The organism is Myroides odoratus, from assembly GCF_965118575.1.
Taxonomy (GTDB): Bacteria; Bacteroidota; Bacteroidia; order Flavobacteriales; family Flavobacteriaceae; genus Flavobacterium; species Flavobacterium odoratum_B.
Window position 1 is genome coordinate 166,227 of sequence record NZ_CBCPHW010000002.1, and the last position, 18,277, is coordinate 184,503.

Below are 18,277 nucleotides of genomic sequence, written 5' to 3' on the forward strand. Positions count from 1 at the left end.
TCCAGATAAAATTATAAATAATGGCAGGAGGAGCAAAATTAACACCTAGACAAAGGATGATTAACCTGATGTACCTTGTGTTCATCGCAATGATGGCACTTCAGATGTCAAAGGAGGTTTTATCAGCTTTTGGAATGGTAAACGATAAATTTGAATCGGCGAATACTTCGGCGATAGATAATAATGAGAGCTTATTAAGAGGTTTAGAAGCTAAATCAGCGGATGATCCTACTCGTTTTGGTGGGCCTTATGAGAAAGCAAAGCAGATTTCAACTATCACAAAAGAGTTTTTTGCTTATGTTGAAACAGTGAAAAAACAAATTACGGATCCTTTGGAAGCACAACGTATCGATGGTAAATTACCAGCGGAACGTATGGAAAAAGGGGAAGTAATTGATCAAGCTTGGTTTAAGGGTGATAAATATTCTACAGAAGGAGAAGCATTTATTGCTGAAATTGAAAAATACAAAAGCGCTGTTTTAGGAGTGGTAGGTGAGGATGTTAAATTTCAACCTATTGTTGTAGATTTGCAACATAGATTTGATATTTCAGATGTGAAAGATGGTGAAGGTGTTGTGAAACCGTATTTGAACTATAATTTTCAAGGGTTTCCAGCTATTGCCTCTTTAACGAAATTATCAACCATGCAGAATGACGCAATGGTGATTGAGCATGAAATTTACAATAGTTTATTAGGGAATACATTAAGTCAAGCGGCTTCAATGCGTAACTATGCAGCAATTGTAATTCCTGAAAAATCAGCTTTCTTTGCTGGAGAACAATTTAAAGGTAAAGTTGTATTAGGACGTTATGATAAATCTACGGTTCCAACAAAAGTTGTAGTAAATGGACAAACGGTTGATTTGAGTAAATCTTTACAAGATGGTCAAGTTAATTTAAGTTTTGGTACAGGTAATGTTGGAGAACATGATGTAAATGGTAAGTTTACATTTATGGAGGATGGAAAACCAGTTGAAATTGATATTAAAGGTAACTATGTAGTAGTTCCTAAGCCAAATTCAGCCAATATTTCTGCGGATAAGATGAACGTGGTTTACCGCGGAGTTGTTAACCCTATGACGATTTCATTTGCTGGAATCTCTGATGATAAAGTGGTAGCTTCTGCTCCTGGTTTATCTAAAGGCGGTAAAGCTGGACAATATAATATGCGTCCACAAGCTGGTAGAGAGGTTACGATTAACGTGAATGGTAAATTACCTGACGGAACATCGGTAAGCGATAAAAAAGTATTTAGAATTAAAGATATTCCTGCACCTCGTGGTACAGTTCGTGGTGAATACACAGCGAAAGGACCTAAGTCTAACTTAGAGATTGTAACCATTGGTGCAAAATTAGAAGATTTTGATTTTGAATTAGGTTTAACAGTTACAGGATTTGTATTGCAAGTGCCAGGGCAACCATCTGTGGTAGTTCAAGGGAACAGAATGAATGAAAGAGCGAGAGCTACGATTTCAAAAGCGAGACTAGGAGATGTAGTTGTTATTTCTGATATCAAGGTACGTTTGGACGGTGCAGGTGATTATGCACTGAAGAAAACAGCGCCTTGTACATTCGAAATCATGTAATTTCGACATTAATAAAAGAAGAAAACTTTGAATAATATGAACTGGAAAAAAATTTCACTATTTGTAGCAATTTCAATATTCTCATTGCAAGCATTTGCACAAAGCAACTTATTAAATGCTAAGTCTGCGGAGGAAATCGGAATGAAAAGTATTCAAGATATATACGTACAAAGCGAAGGGCCAATTCCATACGGGTATGTAGCAGATAAGGATATCCTATTTGGTATAAAAGTATGGGAAAACATTTCTCTAGAAGAGAAAGCTAATGAGTCTTATTACTATCCTATCGAAGAGGTATCTGGCGATGGAAGAAAATCGATGTTCCAAGCATTGATTGATGGTATTAAGTCTGGAGCTATCACAGAAGTATACGATGATAGTGACTTTAAAAGAAAAAGAACGTTAAAGGAGCTTGAAACATCTTTCGTGAAAATTGATACTACAGATGCTGGTATTGAATACTATAATGCTGGTGAGAGAATTCCAGAAGAGTATATTCAACGTGTTGAATTACGCCCATCTGATGTGAAATCATATCACGTTGTTGGTTTATGGTATTTTGATCGTAACGAAGGACAGTTGAAGTATCGCTTGTTGGGAATCGCTCCAGTAGTAGTTGATCTATACACAAAAGGCGCTGATGTTGAAAACGCAGTAGAGCTTTTTTGGATTTTCTTCCCAGACGCTAGAGGTAGCCTGTTTGACGCAACGGTATTTAATTCTAAAAACCCAATGAACCCAATGAACTTTGATCATTTGTTAAATGCTAGACGTTTTAGCTCTACTATTTACAAAGCAGATAATCAATACGGAGACAGTCGTATCAACGATTATATCAAAGGTGGTGAGTTGAGTCAATTATTTGAAGGCGAACGCATCAAAGAATTGATTAGAAATCTTGAAGATGATTTATGGAATTACTAATTTTGTAATTCTAATTTATAAAGCTCTTATCTAATTTAGATAAGAGCTTTTTTTATTATTTGATTATGGTGGATTACATTGTTGTTGGAACAGGTTTAGCAGGGATAGCTTTTACCGAAAAATTGGCGCAAGAAGGAAAAACTTTTGTTGTTGTAGATGCGGAGCAAAGATCATCGTCCTTGGTTGCTGGAGGGATGTACAATCCAGTGGTTTTAAAACGCTTTACTGATGTATGGAACGTGAAAGAACAGTTGGTTATCGCTGAAGTTTTTTATCCGGCATTAGAAGCTAAATTGCAGTTGAAATTTTGGCATCCCATGGATTTATATCGCCGTTTAGCCTCGGTTGAAGAACAAAATAATTGGTTTCAGGCGGCGGATCGACCAAATTTACAAACATTTTTATCTCCTGAAATTGAAAAGAGAACAATAGAAGGAGTAGATTTGCCTTTTGGTTTAGGTAAAGTAGGTGGCACAGGGTATCTGGAAACGGATGATTTGATTCCAGCCTATCGTCAGTATTTAATGCAGCAAGGAGCTTATAGAAAGGAAGCATTCGATTATTCACAATTTGTATATGGAGATGAAGGCGTTTCTTATAAAGATATAAATGCCAAACGCATTGTTTTTGCTGAAGGATTTGGGATGTTGCAAAATCCATTTTTTAAAGCATTGCCTCTAGATGGAACCAAAGGAGAATTAATGATTGTGAAAATACCCAATCTCAAGTGCAATTTTATGCTGAAAGCAGGAATTTTTTTGATTCCAATAGGTGAGGATAGATATAAATTGGGCGCTACTTATAATTGGGAAGATAAAACGGATCTGCCAACTAAGGAGGGTGAAACTGAACTTTTAGATGGGTTGAGAAGTTTTATAAACTTGGATTTTGAAATTATCGAACATATTGCTGGTATCCGCCCAACAGTCAAAGATCGTCGTCCTTTACTAGGTAGAAGCTTAGAATCGGATCGTATTTTGGTTTTGAATGGTTTGGGAACACGAGGTGTTTTATTAGCACCTTATTTGGCGGAGCAGCTTTATAATTATATAGAAAATAATATTGCGTTGGATGAGAATATATCCATTCATCGCTACAAAAAATTTAAATTAAAGAAGTAGTATTTATGTTGAATATACATAATTTGTCTGTTTCGTTTTCTGGAGAATATTTATTTGAAAACGTTACTTTCAGAATTGGTGCGGGCGATCGCGTTGGATTGGTAGGAAAGAATGGGGCTGGAAAATCAACGATGTTAAAACTTTTGTCTCGAGATATGGACCCCGATACCGGGAGTATCGCAATGGAAAAGGAACTTAGAATAGGCTTTTTACGTCAAGATATTGAGTTTATTCCGGGAAGAACAGTATTAGACGAAGCGTACCAAGCTTTTGTGGAAATTAAAGAAGTTGAGGCAACCCTTGAAAAGATCAATACAGAATTAAACGAACGTACAGACTACGAATCGGAATCTTATTCTGAATTAATTGAACAATTAAGTGATTTAACGCATCGATTTGAAATCATCGGGGGGTATAATTACGTCGGAAATACAGAGCGTGTATTACAAGGTTTAGGATTTAAACGCGAGGATTTTGACAATTTAACGGATACTTTTTCGGGAGGTTGGCGTATGCGTATTGAGCTAGCTAAATTATTGTTGCAAGATAATGATGTATTGCTACTGGATGAACCAACCAATCACTTGGATATTGAAAGTATTATCTGGTTGGAACAATTCTTGAGAAATTACCCTGGAGCAGTTGTAATTATTTCGCATGATAAAATGTTTTTGGATAATGTAACCAATCGCACCATCGAGATTTCTTTAGGTAAGATTTACGATTTTGATAAACCGTATTCTGAGTATCTTGTTTTGCGTGAAGAATTACGCGAAATGCAATTAGCAGCACAAAAAAATCAAGCAAAAAAGATTGAAGAAACTGAAAAGCTGATTGAGCGTTTCCGCTATAAAGCGACGAAAGCTTCTATGGCTCAGTCATTAATTAAAAAATTAGATAAAGTTGAGCGCATTGAAGTTGATGAAGATGATAATGCCGTAATGAATATTTCTTTTCCCGTGAGTATTGACCCTGGTAGAGTAGTATTGGAAATGGAAAAAGTTACCAAGCGCTTTGGAGATAAAATCATCTTTAAGGATGTTGATTTTCTAATTGAACGCGGTAGTAAAATTGCATTTGTAGGACAAAATGGACAAGGAAAATCGACGTTGATTAAAGCAGTTATGAAAGAGTTTGAATATGAAGGATCTATTAAATTAGGACACAATGTTCAGATTGGTTATTTTGCACAGAATCAAGCCGATTATTTGGATGGAGAAAAAACATTGCTAGACACCATGTTGGATGCCGCAACAGATGGGAATCGCGTAAAAGTTCGCGATATGTTAGGTTCTTTTTTATTTAGAGGAGATGATGTAGAGAAAAAAGTAAAAGTATTGTCAGGTGGAGAGCGAAACCGCTTAGCACTTTGTCGTATGTTGCTTTCACCTATCAATGTGTTGCTGATGGATGAGCCTACGAATCACTTAGATATAAAATCTAAAAATGTACTGAAACAAGCCTTACTGAATTTTAAAGGATCGTTGATTTTAGTTTCTCACGATCGTGATTTTTTACAAGGATTGACTAATCTCGTTTATGAGTTTAAAGATCAGAAGATTAAAGAGTACTTAGGCGATATCAATTACTTTTTAGAAGAGCGCAAAGTGCAAAACATGCGTGAGGTTGAGAAGAAAAGCGAAAAAAAAGAACCTCAAGTAGCTACAAAAGTTGAAGAAAAGAAAGCGGTTGCGCTATCTTATGAAGATCAAAAGAAACAAAAAACACTGCAAAATAGGTTGAGTAAAATTGAAAGTGAGATTAGTGATTTAGAGAAAAAAATTGCGAAAGATGATGTGCGTTTAGCTGCAGAATATGAAAAACTAAAGGAAGATGAAAGCTTTTTTGGTGTATATGAAAAGAATAAAAGAAAAGTAGAAGCCTTGATGCAAGAATGGGAAGATGTAGCCGCAGAGCTGATATAAATAGTAAAACGGATAGGGTTTGTGTTGTATACACAAACCTTTTTTGTTTTGTGTATACTTGATATTGTGTTTTTGCTTACATTTAATAAAAAAAGATGAGATTCAAACAAATAAGTTGGATAGCTATATTGTGTCTAGGACTTTGTAGCACCGTTAATTTTGCACAAAAGAAAGAGAAGATTGATCTATCAGCAGCCTTATCGGCTCAGGTAAAAGAACCAGATTTAGATAAGATAAATTATCAATATGTAGTTGAAGTTGATAATGTGGTATATAGTGGCTATAGCGTATTGGGAGTAAATCCAAAAAGCATTGACAATGTGAAAGTACATCAAGGCACGTATAAGGTTGATTCTAGGGCTTATGATAAAAAAATTCAATTGACACTCAAAGAAAATAATAAGGCTAATTTGCTTCTATTGAGTCAATGGGCAAAAGAAAATATTAGTTTTGAAGGGAATGTTGTTTTTCTGATAAATGGAGTTGTAGTGAATAGTAAGCCTAGTCAAGTGCTTTTGGATCAAAACTATGTTTTAGATTATGAAGTTGTTGCATTAGATCAATTGGGTTTTAATCCACCAACTGCTGTTGTTAAAGTGAGAACTAAAACAAGAGAGAATTTTAAAGCATCGATCCCTTCTAGATCGAAATAGCTGTCAATATCATTTTGTTGTAAGGAATTGTTAACAGATTAGCGGAGTGATTTTATTTGAAGTACATTTAGTAGTTATAGGATTTTTACACTTCTTTTTGTGTTTGTAGCTAGTTTTGTAGTAGATGAATGCCACAAAAGGGTAGTAGCCTAGCACTCCTATTTTGGGAATAAAAAGTATAGTAGATGAAATTATTCGATATTTTTAAGAAAAAGAAAAAATTTGAGTCAACCTTTCCGGAGAATGAATTAGAGCGTTATTTGCTGGAAGCGACCTCCGATTTTGACGCTCAATCGTATTTCTATCAAAAATTAGTGTGGAATCAGCTTCTCGTTTTAACGCCGGACCAAACCGATACTAAAGAGGGAGCTCATATACTAGGAGAAAATGAAACACTTAAGCTTGTCTCTTTTGAGAATGGACAAGTTCCTATATTTACTTCTTTGAATCGCATTTTTGACAACGATATCGTTCAAGATAAAGTAGCGTATATCAGTCTAAAAGGACAGGACTTATTTGGCATGACAAAAGGAGCAACCTTTATACTCAATCCTTATTCAGAGTACAGCAAAGAATTGACCTCAGAAGAAATTGCTAATCTTATGGATGGAACTATCTATGCTAAGCTTGATGCAGAGGAAAAAGAGCGAAAAAAAATAGAGGTATTTAGCAAGCACTATGAGTTAGCCTGTGAAAAGCAAAAAGGTCTAATTCTATTAGATGGCTATCGCATGCAAAAATTGAATGCGGAAGAGACACAAAGATTAGAAGAATCAATCGTTTATTTTAAACAAGGTTTGGCATTAATAAATGACCATTGGCCCAGTATGGTATTGATGGCTAAATCCTTTCAACGATTGGAAAGACATGCTGAAGCTCTGGAACAATTAGAATTGGCTTTGACTATTGAATTAGAAAACCATTCAATTCCAATGGAGGCTTCGCTAGAAGCAATTCATCTTAAGGATATAAATAAAGCGTTGTTATATTCCGCAGAATCACTAAAGCGAAAACCAAATGATTTTGCTTTAATGGGCAATCATGCCATGAATTTATTACATGCGGAAAAGGATAAGGAAGCGCAAATTATAATCGAACAAGCCATAGAATTAGAACCTAGGGATGAAGTGAATAAAAATGTCAAAACGCTCATAGAAGAGGTTATTTCTGGCAAACGAAAGCGTCCTACCATGGAAGAAACCGTTGAATAGATGATAGGTTTTTATCTATTAAAACTTACAAGTCACCAATTACTTTACTACTTAAATCCTATGAAGAGCGTAAAACAAACGTTTCAAATTATCAGTTATTTGCAATATCCTTTTATGATATTGGGACTTCTATTTACTTTTAAAATGCTCTATGAAGTAAAATATCTAGGTTTAAAAGAGCTCTTTTACCCCAATCTTAATACCGCACTTGTTTTTCTGGGAGTAGGTGTTAGTTTTGCTTCGCTCCAAGATGTAACCAAAACACAGAATAATTTTTCAAAAAAAATATGGAAGAGCAAACGAAAAGGGAAATTGGTTCTATTGAGTTTGACTTTATTCATTTTCTTGTTGTTTGTTTTTGGAGGAATTGGGTATTTCGGATCAGAAAATAAAGTTTTAAATGAATTATCGATTGGTATGATTGTGTTTGGAATTGGATTAATGGGAATGCTTAAAGGAGCTATCGAAATGTATGAATACAATCAGCTTACTTAGTCAACGGTTTACTGTTGACTAAGTAAGCTTGTTTTTTAAAAGGTATAACCTACATGAAAACCAAATCTAGCCACATGTGTATGGTCGGTTTTACCAGAATTAAATAAGAGTTTCCCCATCCGCGCATTAACTTCAAATACAAAGCCGCTTTTAGTCACCCATTTGCTTCCTATACCTAAACCAAGGGAAAAATCAATAACATCATCTCCTTTTGTAAAAGTAGTGTGAGCGGGTGTGTCATATATTTTTTCCCCGTCGATAGAGCTTACCGCTCCAAATCCTTCAACGAATAAACCAGAAGCTTGTTTTTTGCCAAAATACCTCCTGTAATAGGGAGAAAACATATAATTCATATCCTCATTGGATTTGTCGTTATTGAATACGTACAAACCCGAAATACCTACGGCTGATTTATCAGTTAAGTGTCTTTCATAGGTAGCTTCAAATGTTCCAAATAAAGGGAAGACCACATTTAGTTTAAACTCATTTCTTTTTTGATTTTCAGTGGAATTGTTTTGTGCTTGAACAGAAGAAAAAGCAAATAAGGTAATACCTAGTAAAAAAAAGTTTTTCATAAAAAGTGATTTGAATTATTTGAATCCAAAATTCACTGAAGCAAAAATAGCAGAGGTTTCAAAAGCTTAAAACTGGAAAAATTGGCACCTATTTACGGGTATTTTTATATTCATTGGGGGTTTGACCCGTAAATTTTTTAAACGCTTTGTAAAAAGTTGTTTTTGAAGTAAACCCAGATTCTAATCCCATCGCCAATAAATTATAGTTGTCAAAGTCCGTATTTGAAATCATTTCCTTTACTGCTTCAACTCGGTATTGATTGATGTAATGAGCAAAATTCTCACCCGTTATGGTGTTGATAATTTGAGAAAGATAGCCTGCACTTATGCCTAGTTCTTCAGCCACTTTTTCTCTGTTTAAAGTGCTATCTGTATACAGTTGCTGCTCTTTGCAGAGCAATTCCAGTTTTTGAAAATACAGATTCTCTGCTGTAATTGTTTCCTTCGTTTCGTCTCGTGTAGTATTTTTCGGTATTTGTAAATTGGTACGTGATACGGTTAAGTCATTCATTAGAAAATGAAAAATAGCCTCTTTGTTTCTAGCTAGGTTGTATTTGTAAATCCCTCTATATGCCGTCCAATAAATGAAAAAGGTGACAAGCAAAGCAATCACACTCATCGTAGAAGTGGTTTCGTAATTGAGAAATAAACCAACTAAACAGGTAATCAACCAAGAGAATACTAACGAAGAAATAAAAATAAATAAGGTAGTCACCCATTTTTTTTGTTGTGCATCCTTGATGTGCTTTAATAAAGAGAAAGCGTAGAGCAATGCGAAAGGAATGAATATAACGGCTGTAATTAGTTGAATTAAACCGGCTATTTGAACGATAAAGATAGCAGACTTGGGAATCGTGTAAATACCAGCTATATAATCTAGATTATTGACAATAGTAAGCACAGCAGAATAAATAAATGGAAAAAAATACAGATAAAGTTTTGACTTGTTTTTGAAGGTCGTGTCAATCTGTTCTATAATAAATAAAAAAAGAAAGGCAGGTAATAGAAAGACCCACTGAATATCTTCAATAAAGTGAAGAAGGGGGTAGGACGAATAGGTGTCTTCAATCTCCCAAACATGAGTTAGTAAAAGAATTGAAAGTGTAAACAGTAAATAGGCTATATACTTATTAGAACTATTCTTGAATAAGGGGGTCTTTAAAAGGAGAAAACCTAAGACGGTTCCCTGAAAAACGGCGATATTTAAAAGTGTTGTATAAATCAATTTTTTAATATAAAAGTTGTTGTTGAACTAGTATGGCGTTAAGTCAGCTGTAAAACAGAACTTATTTTAGAAGACCTAATGAGACGAATGTATGGTAATACCACTTGTTTTCTGAAAGGATTCTGAAAGGATTAACTAAAAGACTATGCTATTTTTTTTGAATGAGTAAACTACTTTATTGCTAGAAGTGCTAATAGGGTTTGGAGTCCTTTACTATCAAAAGTAAATTTCTTAGATGCTAAATAGATATGTAAGAGATAAAACCTACACTTTTTGCATAAATACAACTTTTGAGATTGACCCGGAAAGAGTGCCTCATGTGCATCAACTCTGTATCTGATTCTTCGAATTAAAGATCGAGGTAAATGAAAAAAGGACATAATCGTTAGATTATGTCCTTTGGCTTGGTAGCGGGAACAGGACTCGAACCTGTGACCTTCGGGTTATGAGCCCGACGAGCTGCCTACTGCTCTATCCCGCGCTATTGTGGTGCAAATATACAAACTATTATTGATACAAAACAAGTAAAACAACAAAGAATGTCATTTATTTTCACTTTTATATTTAATTGGCTGGTTAATAGGTGTTTGTTTTTGATTTTTAATTCAGAGTATTGCAATGAACCACTTCAGATGAATGGTTTTGAACATCTTCTTGGGCTTTTTGTTTTACATGTTGAATTAGTGATTCAATGTCATTTGTATTAAAATCATTTAACGGACCAAATACTTCTGTATTTTTTATTTGTACACCACAATAGGCTAATATCCCCTCTTGCAAAGGAATCAAGCCGCTAGATTGGTATATCGATTGGTGAGTTTCGGGAGATAAATCCCCCATTGTTACTAGGATTCGTGCGGTTTTGCCTTGTAAAAGTCCTTCTGTGGTTCCTGTTTTATTGTGCTTAAATACTAAACCAGGCAAAAATAAGCGATCGAAGAACCCTTTCATGACTGCGGGCATACCCACCCACCACATTGGATGTATCCATACTTGATGAGTACTCCAATAAATATCTTCTAAAGCATGTAACAAATCAGGTTCTAGTTCCATGCGTTTGGCATAGCCATACTGAAGATTGGGGTTAAAGTTAAGTTCACCAATAGCGAGATAACGCACGGTTACACCAAAGCTTTTGGCGGTTGCGATATACGTTTGAGCAAGTGTCGTATTGAGACTATCTGGATTAGGATGTCCGTTGATTACTAAAAGATTCATAACTTAAGGTGTAAGAATGGATTTTAAATATTGGGTTTGCTGTTGTAAGAATTCACGAGCCATAGCGGTAGGGAAAAAATCAAAAACATGGGTGGCTCCTTTAATTTCAAAAAGGGTAGTGGATATCCCTTTCTGTTTCAATTTTTCAGCATAATGCTTCGCTTCATCTTTCAAAGGATCAAATTCACAAATGACAATCGTTGCAGGTGGGAGATCAGAAAAATCACCTTGCAGCAACGGAACGGCATAGGGAAGAGGCTGATCGTGGTTTGTGCCTAAATAGTGCTTCCACATATAAGCTGCTGCTTGTTGCGTTTGCATAGGAGCATCAGCTAACGTTTGCATGGAAGAAGTAAGTAAACGGTGGTCCATAGGTGGATATACTAAATATTGATGTTTGATAGAAATTTCGTTCTTGTCTCTTGCAAAATGAGCAAGGGAAGCAGCGATTGTTCCCCCTGCACTACTACCTCCTATCGAAATATTATTTGGATTACCACCTAAGGAGGCTGCATGCTGTGCTACCCATACTAAAGCGTCATATCCATCGTTTAGAGCCGCAGGGAAAGGGTGTTCAGGTGCTAATCGATAATCAACCGATACGATAGCTATAGTAAGCGCTACTGCTAAATCGTAAAAGATAAAATCATATTGTTCAGGAGTGCCATAAATAAAGGCGCCACCGTGAAAGTATAACAGTATCGGTTTATTGTTTTCGCCTTGGGGTTGATAGGTTCTCAAGCGAATGGTTCGATTGGCGTCTGAAGAAGGGATATCGATATTTTGTACCATTAAACCATCGGGTATTTGCAAAGGTTCTTCTGTTGCTGCTATTTTTTGCTCTTCAATTCGAATCTGGGGTGGATTGTATGCCAATAAATAATCATAATCAATTTGGCTATAGGGACTTTCTTTAATGGCTTGTGCGAGTTCGATAGGGATATCTTGTTGTATCATGGAATATTAAAATTGAATGACTACTTTTCCTACTGTATGACCGTTTTCTACCTGTATATGGGCTTGAGGTAATTCTTCAAAAGTGTAAGTATGAGAAATATGCGGTTTTAGGCTGCCGTTTTCTAATAGTGATGCAATACATTTCATGTCCTCTTGACTAGAGAAAACTGACATAAAATAACAGGCATGTAAGAATTTTGCTTGTGCCTTTTGTTCATCTTCAGGTGTATGCCCAGAAGGCAGTGTAACGATTGTTCCAAAGGGTTTAAGTACGGCTACTGATTTTTGAAAATTTGCTCCTCCAATCGATTCTAATACAAAATCGTAAGCGCTTAATTCTTTTTCAAAAGCAGTTTGCGTATAATCTATATGTTCATCTGCCCCAAGAGAAAGTACAAAAGCTTTATTTTTACTAGAAGATGTAGCAGTGACATTTGCCCCTAGGTATTTGGCTATTTGTACAGCAAAATGGCCTACTCCTCCGGCTGCTGCATGAATGAGTAGACGGTCATTGGGACGTAGTTTGCCATACTTATTGAACGCTTGCCAAGCAGTAAGTGCAGCAAGGGTACTAGCCGCTGCTTCTATATGAGAGATGTTTTTTGGCTTTAAAGCTAAGTGGTTAGCAGGTGCAGCTACATATTCTGCATATGTTTGCCCATGTCCCACAAAATTAACCATGCCAAAAACTTCGTCGCCTATTTTAAAATCAGTTACTGCTGAACCAAGGGCTACAACAACGCCAGAGATATCCCATCCTAGTATCAAAGGTTGATAGTGCAGCAGTTGTTCTGCTAAAGGTGCTTGTCGATTGCGTACTTTGATATCTACAGGATTTATACTGATGGCCTGGGTTTGTATTAAGACTTCATCGGCTTTAGGTTGAGGCATGGCTACTTCTCTATACTGTAGATTTTCAATGCCTCCAAACCCTTCTAATGTAATCGCTTTCATATGATTGGATTTATTTTAAGCAAAAATAGACTGATTAGTTGTTTGTTTATCAGTATAAATAAAGTATATTTCAGTACCTTTGCAGTATGGCAAGAGAAAATATATACCAAGCCCTTGAGGTGTATTACGAGCAAGTAGCGGTTTGTCCTCTGCGTAACAGGCAATTTAATTTTTTTGAATTGGTTTATGTAGTTTCCGGAGAAGGAAATCATGCTGTAAATGGCAATTGCATCCGTTTTGGCGTAGGAGATTTGTTTTTAATTACCCCCCAAGACTGTCATGAGTTCGACTTAGAAGGGATGTGTGAATTTATGGTCATCCGCTTTGGGGAGTCTTACATTAAAGAATACCAATGGAAGAGTATTGACCACATCGAATGTTTGTTGTATTACGCTTCGCATTTGTCTGCTTCAGTTCTCATGAATGAAGACGATAAGGTTTTAGTTACCCAATTAATGCAGACCTTAAGACAAGTATTGGCGGTAGAATCCATGTATCAAGAAGATCTCGTTCGTCATATTGTCAATGCAACGCTTGTAATTGCAGCCCGAAATATCGCAATGATTCAAATAAAACCGCTGTCGTCTACTTCAGATACCAAAATAGTGCAAATATTAAATTACATTCAAGCGCATATTCGTGAACCTGAATGGTTGAAAGTAGCTGTTGTTGCTGAGCAGTTTGGCATGTCACCTACCTATTTAGGTAGTTATTTTCGCAAGCAATGTGGGGAATCTTTTCAGGCGTATATATCCGCCTATAAAATTAGATTAATAGAGCACCGCTTGCTGTTTAGTCAAAAGCGAATCAATGAGATCGTAGATGAATTTGGCTTTGCGGATGAAAGTCATTGTAATAAATTTTTTAAGCGACATAAACGGATGAGTATGTCTGCATATCGAAAGGTAAATGGTGAAGGAAAACGAAATCTAAATAGAGTAAAAAATACACGTCAGTTGCGTGTATTTTTTAGTTGAAACGAGGTAATTGAATGGGGATTAAATGTGTTGCAGTAATTCATCTATATCAATTCTATTCATGTAATTAGAATCGACAAATTTATAGGTAACAATTCCGTTTTGATCCAGGACAAAAACAGCAGGAAAAGGGAGCTCATTCGCTTCATTTCCATTATAGTCGCCTAGTTTAATCCCCAAGTTTTGATAGGTTGAGATAACGAAATCTTGAAGATTAAAAGAAATGCCCACTTGTTTAGCTAAAAGATTGTTGGAATCTGTCAATACTTCAAAATCCAATTGAAGATTAGTTTTTACAGCTTCGTTGTAAGGAACTAGCTGGGGAGAGATAGCAATAAGGTTTACTTTCTTCTCCATAAATTGGCTCAATTGATTTTGTAGAGCACGCAATTCAAGACTGCAATACGGACACCAATTTCCGCGAAAAAAGGCGACTATCACTCTACCTTTTTGTAACAATTCTTTTAATTCTATGCGTTCATTTGACGCATTCTCAAGGTTGAAATTGGGAAAAGGTTGCCCGATAGCAAGGGTATCTGCTTCTAGGTTTTGAATTTTTAATTCTTCAATCGATCTGCTGAATAATTCTAATACTTCACTAGGGACTTGTTGAGCTAAATTTTCATTCAATTCAGCAATCTGTTGGGCTAACGTATTCATAATTTACGGTGTTTTTGACAAAGGTTTTGAATTAAATCCAAAATGACAATACCGCATATATTTATCCCTAGGAGATAAAAAAGTCAATTTCTAGTGGATAAAGCGAAGAGCTAAGAAAAAAGATTATTTTTTTTAGAGGTTTCTATAGATTTAGTGTTGGATGAAAGTTGGAATACAACGTTTTTTTGGGTCAAGCACAAAAGTTGGGAATTGTACAAAGCATCATTTTTTAGATTCACTTTTCCAATTCGTATGTCCTCGACGAAGGAGAGGTCGCATTCGATAAGTCATCTTCTGCTTTTTTTCTTTTTCAGCCAGCCAATATAGCGATTGAAAGAATTTTTATTTTCATCTAGTAGCTCTGTACAGTATGAGATTGAAGATAGAAATAAACGAAAAAAGGACACAATCTTTAGATTATGTCCTTTGACTTAGTAGCGGGAACAGGACTCGAACCTGTGACCTTCGGGTTATGAGCCCGACGAGCTGCCTACTGCTCTATCCCGCGCTATTGTGGTACAAATATACAACCGAATATCTGTACAAACCAAGTAAATAGTAGAAAAACTTTTATTTTTTATTGATAAAATATCGGCTTTTCGGTCTAATTAGTTGAAAAATAGAAAGGTTACAATCCTATTTTTTTATTATTATTTAGCGTGTATTTAGTGCTTAGTATCATATAAATCGCTTTGTTGTTTTAAAATCGCAATAGAATCAGCACAGATATAGGGTTGTAAGGCTTTGAATTTCGCCTCTGGCCAATCGTATATCTTTAATTGTAGTAAACAAGCAATCGTGGTTTTATCAAATCTGGTTTTAATTGGTTTGGCGGGATTACCTGCAACCAGGGTATAAGGTTCAACTGATTTGGTCACTATTGCACCCGAAGCAATAATCGCTCCTTCTCCAATGGTTATACCAGGTAGAAGCATAGCTCGCATCCCAATCCAAGCACCGTCGCCAATTGTTGTATCTCCTTTGCCTTGATACGATTCCATTAACGTGTCTATAAAAGGATATAAACTAAACCAATCCGTGCGGTGGGTAGCATTGCCGCCCATTAATATTACGACTTCTGCCGCAATACAAACATGTGATCCAATATAAAGTTGATCAATGGGCCAAACCGGTTCCCATTGCTTTAGGCTATATTCATCTCCATATAGATAACGAACTACACTTTCTTCGAATGTGCCACTCCATGCCGCACTATAGTAACTTGTAGTACCTTTAATGTGAATGTTTGGGTTTTTGACGGTTTCATGTAAATATTCTACCACAGACCAATGCTTTTTATTTTCAATCATATCATTTTATATTTAAAAAGTAAAGCTAGTAAAATAGGCTATAAATCAAAATTTAAGACCCGTAAAACCACTTTGTGAAGGAATTAAGTAGAGTTATTTCATTTTTTTTCAAGTATCTCATTGATAAAAACTACCTTTGTAGCGAAAAATATATTTTTATGGCACATAAAGCTGGATTTGTGAATATTATAGGTAATCCAAATGTTGGGAAGTCAACCCTAATGAATGCATTAGTAGGAGAGCGATTATCGATAATTACATCAAAAGCGCAAACAACAAGACATCGTATTTTAGGGATTGTAAATCAAGAAGAGTATCAAATTGTATTTTCTGATACACCAGGTATTATTAAGCCAGCTTATGAATTGCAAGCATCCATGATGGATTTTGTGAAATCTGCTTTTGAAGATGCAGATGTCTTGATTTATATGGTGGAAGTTGGTGAAAAAGAGTTGAAAGACGAAGCTTTTTTTAATCGAATTATTCACTCTAAAGTGCCTATTTTATTGTTGTTGAACAAGATTGATAAATCCAACCAACAACAATTAGAAGAACAAGTACAAATGTGGAGTGCTAAAGTACCAAATGCGGAGATTTTTCCAATTTCGGCTTTAGAAAAATTTAATACGCAAGCGGTATTTGATAGAATTCTGGAATTAACCCCTGAATCACCACCTTTTTATGCTAAAGATGCTTTAACGGATAAGTCAGAGCGTTTCTTTGTCAATGAAATTATTCGCGAGAAAATATTGCTGAATTACGATAAAGAAATTCCTTATGCAGTAGAAGTTGAAACGGAAGAGTTTAAAGAAGAAGAAGAAATTATTCGCATCAAAGCCATTATCATGGTTGAACGTGATACTCAGAAAGGAATTCTAATCGGACATAAAGGGGGAGCTTTGAAAAAAGTAGGTATAGCTGCTCGAGAAGAAATGGAGAAATTCTTTGGTAAAAAAGTTCATTTGGAATTATTTGTCAAGGTAAATAAGGATTGGAGATCGAGCGATTATCAATTGCGTCGCTTCGGATACAATCAAAAAAAATAGAGAAATTAAATAATAGCGTCAAATATTGCATTGAAATATTAACTTTGCGAGATATTTAAATAGTATATGAGTAGTATAGTAGCCATAGTTGGGAGACCAAACGTAGGAAAATCCACTTTCTTTAATCGAATGATTCAAAGGAGAGAGGCAATTGTAGATTCGGTTAGCGGGGTAACCCGTGATAGAAACTACGGCAAATCAGAATGGAATGGAAGAGAATTTTCTGTCATTGATACAGGAGGATATATAAAAGGATCAGATGATGTTTTTGAAGGAGAAATCAGACGTCAAGTAGCTTTAGCTATTGAAGAGGCTGATGTCATTATATTTATTGTGGATGTAGAGGAGGGAATTACTCCTATGGATGAAGCAGTAGCAAAGTTATTACACCGTGAGACTAAACCTGTTTTTGTAGCTGTCAATAAAGTAGATAGCGGAAAACGCATGGAAGATACTTATGAGTTTTATAATTTAGGATTGGGTGAGATCTATCCAATTGCAGGAATGAGCGGTAGTGGAACAGGAGATTTGTTAGATGACGTAATAAAAGCGCTACCACCAGAAGAAGTAAGAGAAGAAAGTGAAGATGGAGAATTGCCGCGTTTTGCAGTGGTTGGCCGTCCAAATGCAGGTAAATCTAGTTTTATTAATGCATTAATTGGAGAAGAACGTTATATCGTAACGGATATTGCGGGAACAACCAGAGATGCAATTGATACGCGATTTAATCAATTTGGATTTGATTTTAATATAGTTGATACTGCGGGAATTCGCAGAAAAACAAAAGTAAAAGAAGATTTAGAGTTTTATTCCGTAATGCGCTCTATTCGCGCCATCGAACATAGTGATGTATGTATCTTAATGGTCGATGCAACAAGAGGTTTTGAAGGACAAGATCAAAATATTTTCTGGTTAGCAGAGAAAAATAGAAAAGGAATTGTTATTTTAGTAAATAAGTGGGACTTAATTGATAAGGAAACACTAACGTCAAAACAATTCGAGGAAAAAATACGCGAAAGCATTGAACCGTTTACCGATGTGCCAATTGTATTTACATCTACAATAAACAAACAACGTTTATTAAAAGCGCTTGAAACTGCAGTAAAAGTCTATGAAAGTAGAAAGAACCGCATTGCAACGTCTAAGTTTAATGAAACGATGTTGCCAATCATTGAACATACACCTCCACCAGCAATTAAAGGAAAGTATATCAAGGTTAAATATTGTATGCAATTGCCAACGCCATCGCCTCAATTTGTATTTTTTGCCAATTTACCTCAATACATCAAAGACCCATATAGAAGGTTTGTTGAGAATAAATTACGCGAAATTTATGACTTTAGTGGGGTGCCTATTGATATCTATTTTAGACAAAAATAATTGTAATTATACTAAAATACACGGTCTTTGTTTATACAAACAAAGGCCGTTTTTTATTAC

The 18,277-nt window shown here is 35.6% G+C and carries 17 protein-coding genes and 2 tRNA genes; 10 read left to right on the forward strand and 9 right to left on the reverse strand.

Annotation, left to right across the window (positions count from 1 at the left end; translation table 11 throughout):
- Positions 1 to 20 precede the first annotated feature (20 nt).
- The 7 genes from gldM (at position 21) to ACMHJ2_RS02210 (ending at position 7,915) form a co-directional block, all read left to right on the forward strand.
- Positions 21 to 1,586, forward strand: coding sequence for a gliding motility protein GldM (gene gldM / locus ACMHJ2_RS02180; protein WP_413511322.1), 1,566 nt, complete (start codon positions 21 to 23; stop codon positions 1,584 to 1,586).
- 36 nt (positions 1,587 to 1,622) lie between these two features.
- Positions 1,623 to 2,510, forward strand: a complete 888-nt coding sequence (gldN, locus tag ACMHJ2_RS02185) for a gliding motility protein GldN (protein WP_413511323.1) — start codon at positions 1,623 to 1,625, stop codon at positions 2,508 to 2,510.
- Positions 2,511 to 2,575: 65 nt separating this feature from the next.
- On the forward strand, positions 2,576 to 3,631 hold the full coding sequence (locus tag ACMHJ2_RS02190) for an NAD(P)/FAD-dependent oxidoreductase (protein ID WP_413511324.1): 1,056 nt from the start codon (positions 2,576 to 2,578) through the stop codon (positions 3,629 to 3,631).
- A gap of 5 nt (positions 3,632 to 3,636) precedes the next feature.
- A complete protein-coding gene (locus ACMHJ2_RS02195; protein WP_413511325.1) occupies positions 3,637 to 5,556 on the forward strand; it encodes an ABC-F family ATP-binding cassette domain-containing protein in 1,920 nt (639 codons plus the stop codon).
- Between the two features lie 95 nt (positions 5,557 to 5,651).
- Positions 5,652 to 6,209: a hypothetical protein gene (locus tag ACMHJ2_RS02200; protein WP_413511326.1), complete on the forward strand. Its 558-nt coding sequence runs from the start codon at positions 5,652 to 5,654 to the stop codon at positions 6,207 to 6,209.
- Between the two features lie 185 nt (positions 6,210 to 6,394).
- Positions 6,395 to 7,420 (forward strand): SseB family protein, encoded by a 1,026-nt coding sequence (locus ACMHJ2_RS02205; RefSeq protein ID WP_413511327.1) that lies wholly within the window; start codon positions 6,395 to 6,397, stop codon positions 7,418 to 7,420.
- A 60-nt stretch (positions 7,421 to 7,480) separates the two neighbouring features.
- Entirely contained in the window at positions 7,481 to 7,915 is a 435-nt protein-coding gene (locus ACMHJ2_RS02210; RefSeq protein ID WP_413511328.1) for a hypothetical protein, read from the forward strand.
- A gap of 35 nt (positions 7,916 to 7,950) precedes the next feature.
- Here ACMHJ2_RS02210 and ACMHJ2_RS02215 read toward each other — a convergent pair whose 3' ends face one another.
- The 6 genes from ACMHJ2_RS02215 to ACMHJ2_RS02240 all read right to left on the reverse strand — a co-directional run bounded on the left by ACMHJ2_RS02215 (position 7,951) and on the right by ACMHJ2_RS02240 (position 12,844).
- Positions 7,951 to 8,490 (reverse strand): DUF3575 domain-containing protein, encoded by a 540-nt coding sequence (locus ACMHJ2_RS02215; RefSeq protein ID WP_413511329.1) that lies wholly within the window; start codon positions 8,488 to 8,490, stop codon positions 7,951 to 7,953.
- Between the two features lie 88 nt (positions 8,491 to 8,578).
- Positions 8,579 to 9,715 carry a helix-turn-helix domain-containing protein gene (locus tag ACMHJ2_RS02220; protein WP_413511330.1) on the reverse strand — a complete coding sequence of 379 codons (1,137 nt, stop codon included), beginning with the start codon at positions 9,713 to 9,715 and terminating at the stop codon, positions 8,579 to 8,581.
- A 405-nt stretch (positions 9,716 to 10,120) separates the two neighbouring features.
- A tRNA-Met gene (locus ACMHJ2_RS02225) sits at positions 10,121 to 10,196 on the reverse strand.
- Positions 10,197 to 10,315: 119 nt separating this feature from the next.
- Positions 10,316 to 10,933 carry an NAD(P)H-dependent oxidoreductase gene (locus ACMHJ2_RS02230; RefSeq protein WP_413511331.1) on the reverse strand — a complete coding sequence of 206 codons (618 nt, stop codon included), beginning with the start codon at positions 10,931 to 10,933 and terminating at the stop codon, positions 10,316 to 10,318.
- A gap of 3 nt (positions 10,934 to 10,936) precedes the next feature.
- A complete protein-coding gene (locus tag ACMHJ2_RS02235; protein ID WP_413511332.1) occupies positions 10,937 to 11,890 on the reverse strand; it encodes an alpha/beta hydrolase in 954 nt (317 codons plus the stop codon).
- 6 nt (positions 11,891 to 11,896) lie between these two features.
- Positions 11,897 to 12,844, reverse strand: coding sequence for an NADP-dependent oxidoreductase (locus tag ACMHJ2_RS02240; RefSeq protein WP_413511333.1), 948 nt, complete (start codon positions 12,842 to 12,844; stop codon positions 11,897 to 11,899).
- A gap of 86 nt (positions 12,845 to 12,930) precedes the next feature.
- Between ACMHJ2_RS02240 and ACMHJ2_RS02245 the strand changes: the two genes are divergently transcribed.
- Positions 12,931 to 13,821, forward strand: coding sequence for an AraC family transcriptional regulator (locus ACMHJ2_RS02245; RefSeq protein WP_413511334.1), 891 nt, complete (start codon positions 12,931 to 12,933; stop codon positions 13,819 to 13,821).
- Between the two features lie 21 nt (positions 13,822 to 13,842).
- Here the strand turns inward: ACMHJ2_RS02245 and ACMHJ2_RS02250 are convergent, their stop codons facing one another.
- From ACMHJ2_RS02250 to ACMHJ2_RS02260, 3 genes are all read right to left on the reverse strand, one after another.
- Positions 13,843 to 14,481, reverse strand: coding sequence for a peroxiredoxin-like family protein (locus tag ACMHJ2_RS02250; protein ID WP_413511335.1), 639 nt, complete (start codon positions 14,479 to 14,481; stop codon positions 13,843 to 13,845).
- A 435-nt stretch (positions 14,482 to 14,916) separates the two neighbouring features.
- Positions 14,917 to 14,989: transfer RNA gene (locus ACMHJ2_RS02255), tRNA-Met, on the reverse strand.
- 157 nt (positions 14,990 to 15,146) lie between these two features.
- Complete coding sequence (locus tag ACMHJ2_RS02260; RefSeq protein ID WP_413511336.1) at positions 15,147 to 15,791, reverse strand: CatB-related O-acetyltransferase; 645 nt, start codon at positions 15,789 to 15,791, stop codon at positions 15,147 to 15,149.
- A gap of 158 nt (positions 15,792 to 15,949) precedes the next feature.
- Here ACMHJ2_RS02260 and era point away from each other — a divergent pair, with 158 nt between their 5' ends.
- Together era and der are read left to right on the forward strand one after the other, a co-directional pair.
- Positions 15,950 to 16,837: a GTPase Era gene (gene era, locus ACMHJ2_RS02265; RefSeq protein ID WP_413511337.1), complete on the forward strand. Its 888-nt coding sequence runs from the start codon at positions 15,950 to 15,952 to the stop codon at positions 16,835 to 16,837.
- A 66-nt stretch (positions 16,838 to 16,903) separates the two neighbouring features.
- Entirely contained in the window at positions 16,904 to 18,217 is a 1,314-nt protein-coding gene (gene der, locus ACMHJ2_RS02270) for a ribosome biogenesis GTPase Der (RefSeq protein WP_413511338.1), read from the forward strand.
- Positions 18,218 to 18,277 lie beyond the last annotated feature (60 nt).

Bases quoted from the DNA above. Each gene is read 5' to 3' on its own strand.
- gldM (WP_413511322.1), top strand. From the start codon at position 21: ATGGCAGGAGGAGCAAAATTAACACCTAGACAAAGGATGATTAACCTG.
- gldN (WP_413511323.1), top strand. From the start codon at position 1,623: ATGAACTGGAAAAAAATTTCACTATTTGTAGCAATTTCAATATTCTCA.
- ACMHJ2_RS02190 (WP_413511324.1), top strand. From the start codon at position 2,576: ATGGTGGATTACATTGTTGTTGGAACAGGTTTAGCAGGGATAGCTTTT.
- ACMHJ2_RS02195 (WP_413511325.1), top strand. From the start codon at position 3,637: ATGTTGAATATACATAATTTGTCTGTTTCGTTTTCTGGAGAATATTTA.
- ACMHJ2_RS02200 (WP_413511326.1), top strand. From the start codon at position 5,652: ATGAGATTCAAACAAATAAGTTGGATAGCTATATTGTGTCTAGGACTT.
- ACMHJ2_RS02205 (WP_413511327.1), top strand. From the start codon at position 6,395: ATGAAATTATTCGATATTTTTAAGAAAAAGAAAAAATTTGAGTCAACC.
- ACMHJ2_RS02210 (WP_413511328.1), top strand. From the start codon at position 7,481: ATGAAGAGCGTAAAACAAACGTTTCAAATTATCAGTTATTTGCAATAT.
- ACMHJ2_RS02215 (WP_413511329.1), bottom strand. From the start codon at position 8,490: ATGAAAAACTTTTTTTTACTAGGTATTACCTTATTTGCTTTTTCTTCT.
- ACMHJ2_RS02230 (WP_413511331.1), bottom strand. From the start codon at position 10,933: ATGAATCTTTTAGTAATCAACGGACATCCTAATCCAGATAGTCTCAAT.
- ACMHJ2_RS02235 (WP_413511332.1), bottom strand. From the start codon at position 11,890: ATGATACAACAAGATATCCCTATCGAACTCGCACAAGCCATTAAAGAA.
- ACMHJ2_RS02240 (WP_413511333.1), bottom strand. From the start codon at position 12,844: ATGAAAGCGATTACATTAGAAGGGTTTGGAGGCATTGAAAATCTACAG.
- ACMHJ2_RS02245 (WP_413511334.1), top strand. From the start codon at position 12,931: ATGGCAAGAGAAAATATATACCAAGCCCTTGAGGTGTATTACGAGCAA.
- ACMHJ2_RS02250 (WP_413511335.1), bottom strand. From the start codon at position 14,481: ATGAATACGTTAGCCCAACAGATTGCTGAATTGAATGAAAATTTAGCT.
- ACMHJ2_RS02260 (WP_413511336.1), bottom strand. From the start codon at position 15,791: ATGATTGAAAATAAAAAGCATTGGTCTGTGGTAGAATATTTACATGAA.
- era (WP_413511337.1), top strand. From the start codon at position 15,950: ATGGCACATAAAGCTGGATTTGTGAATATTATAGGTAATCCAAATGTT.
- der (WP_413511338.1), top strand. From the start codon at position 16,904: ATGAGTAGTATAGTAGCCATAGTTGGGAGACCAAACGTAGGAAAATCC.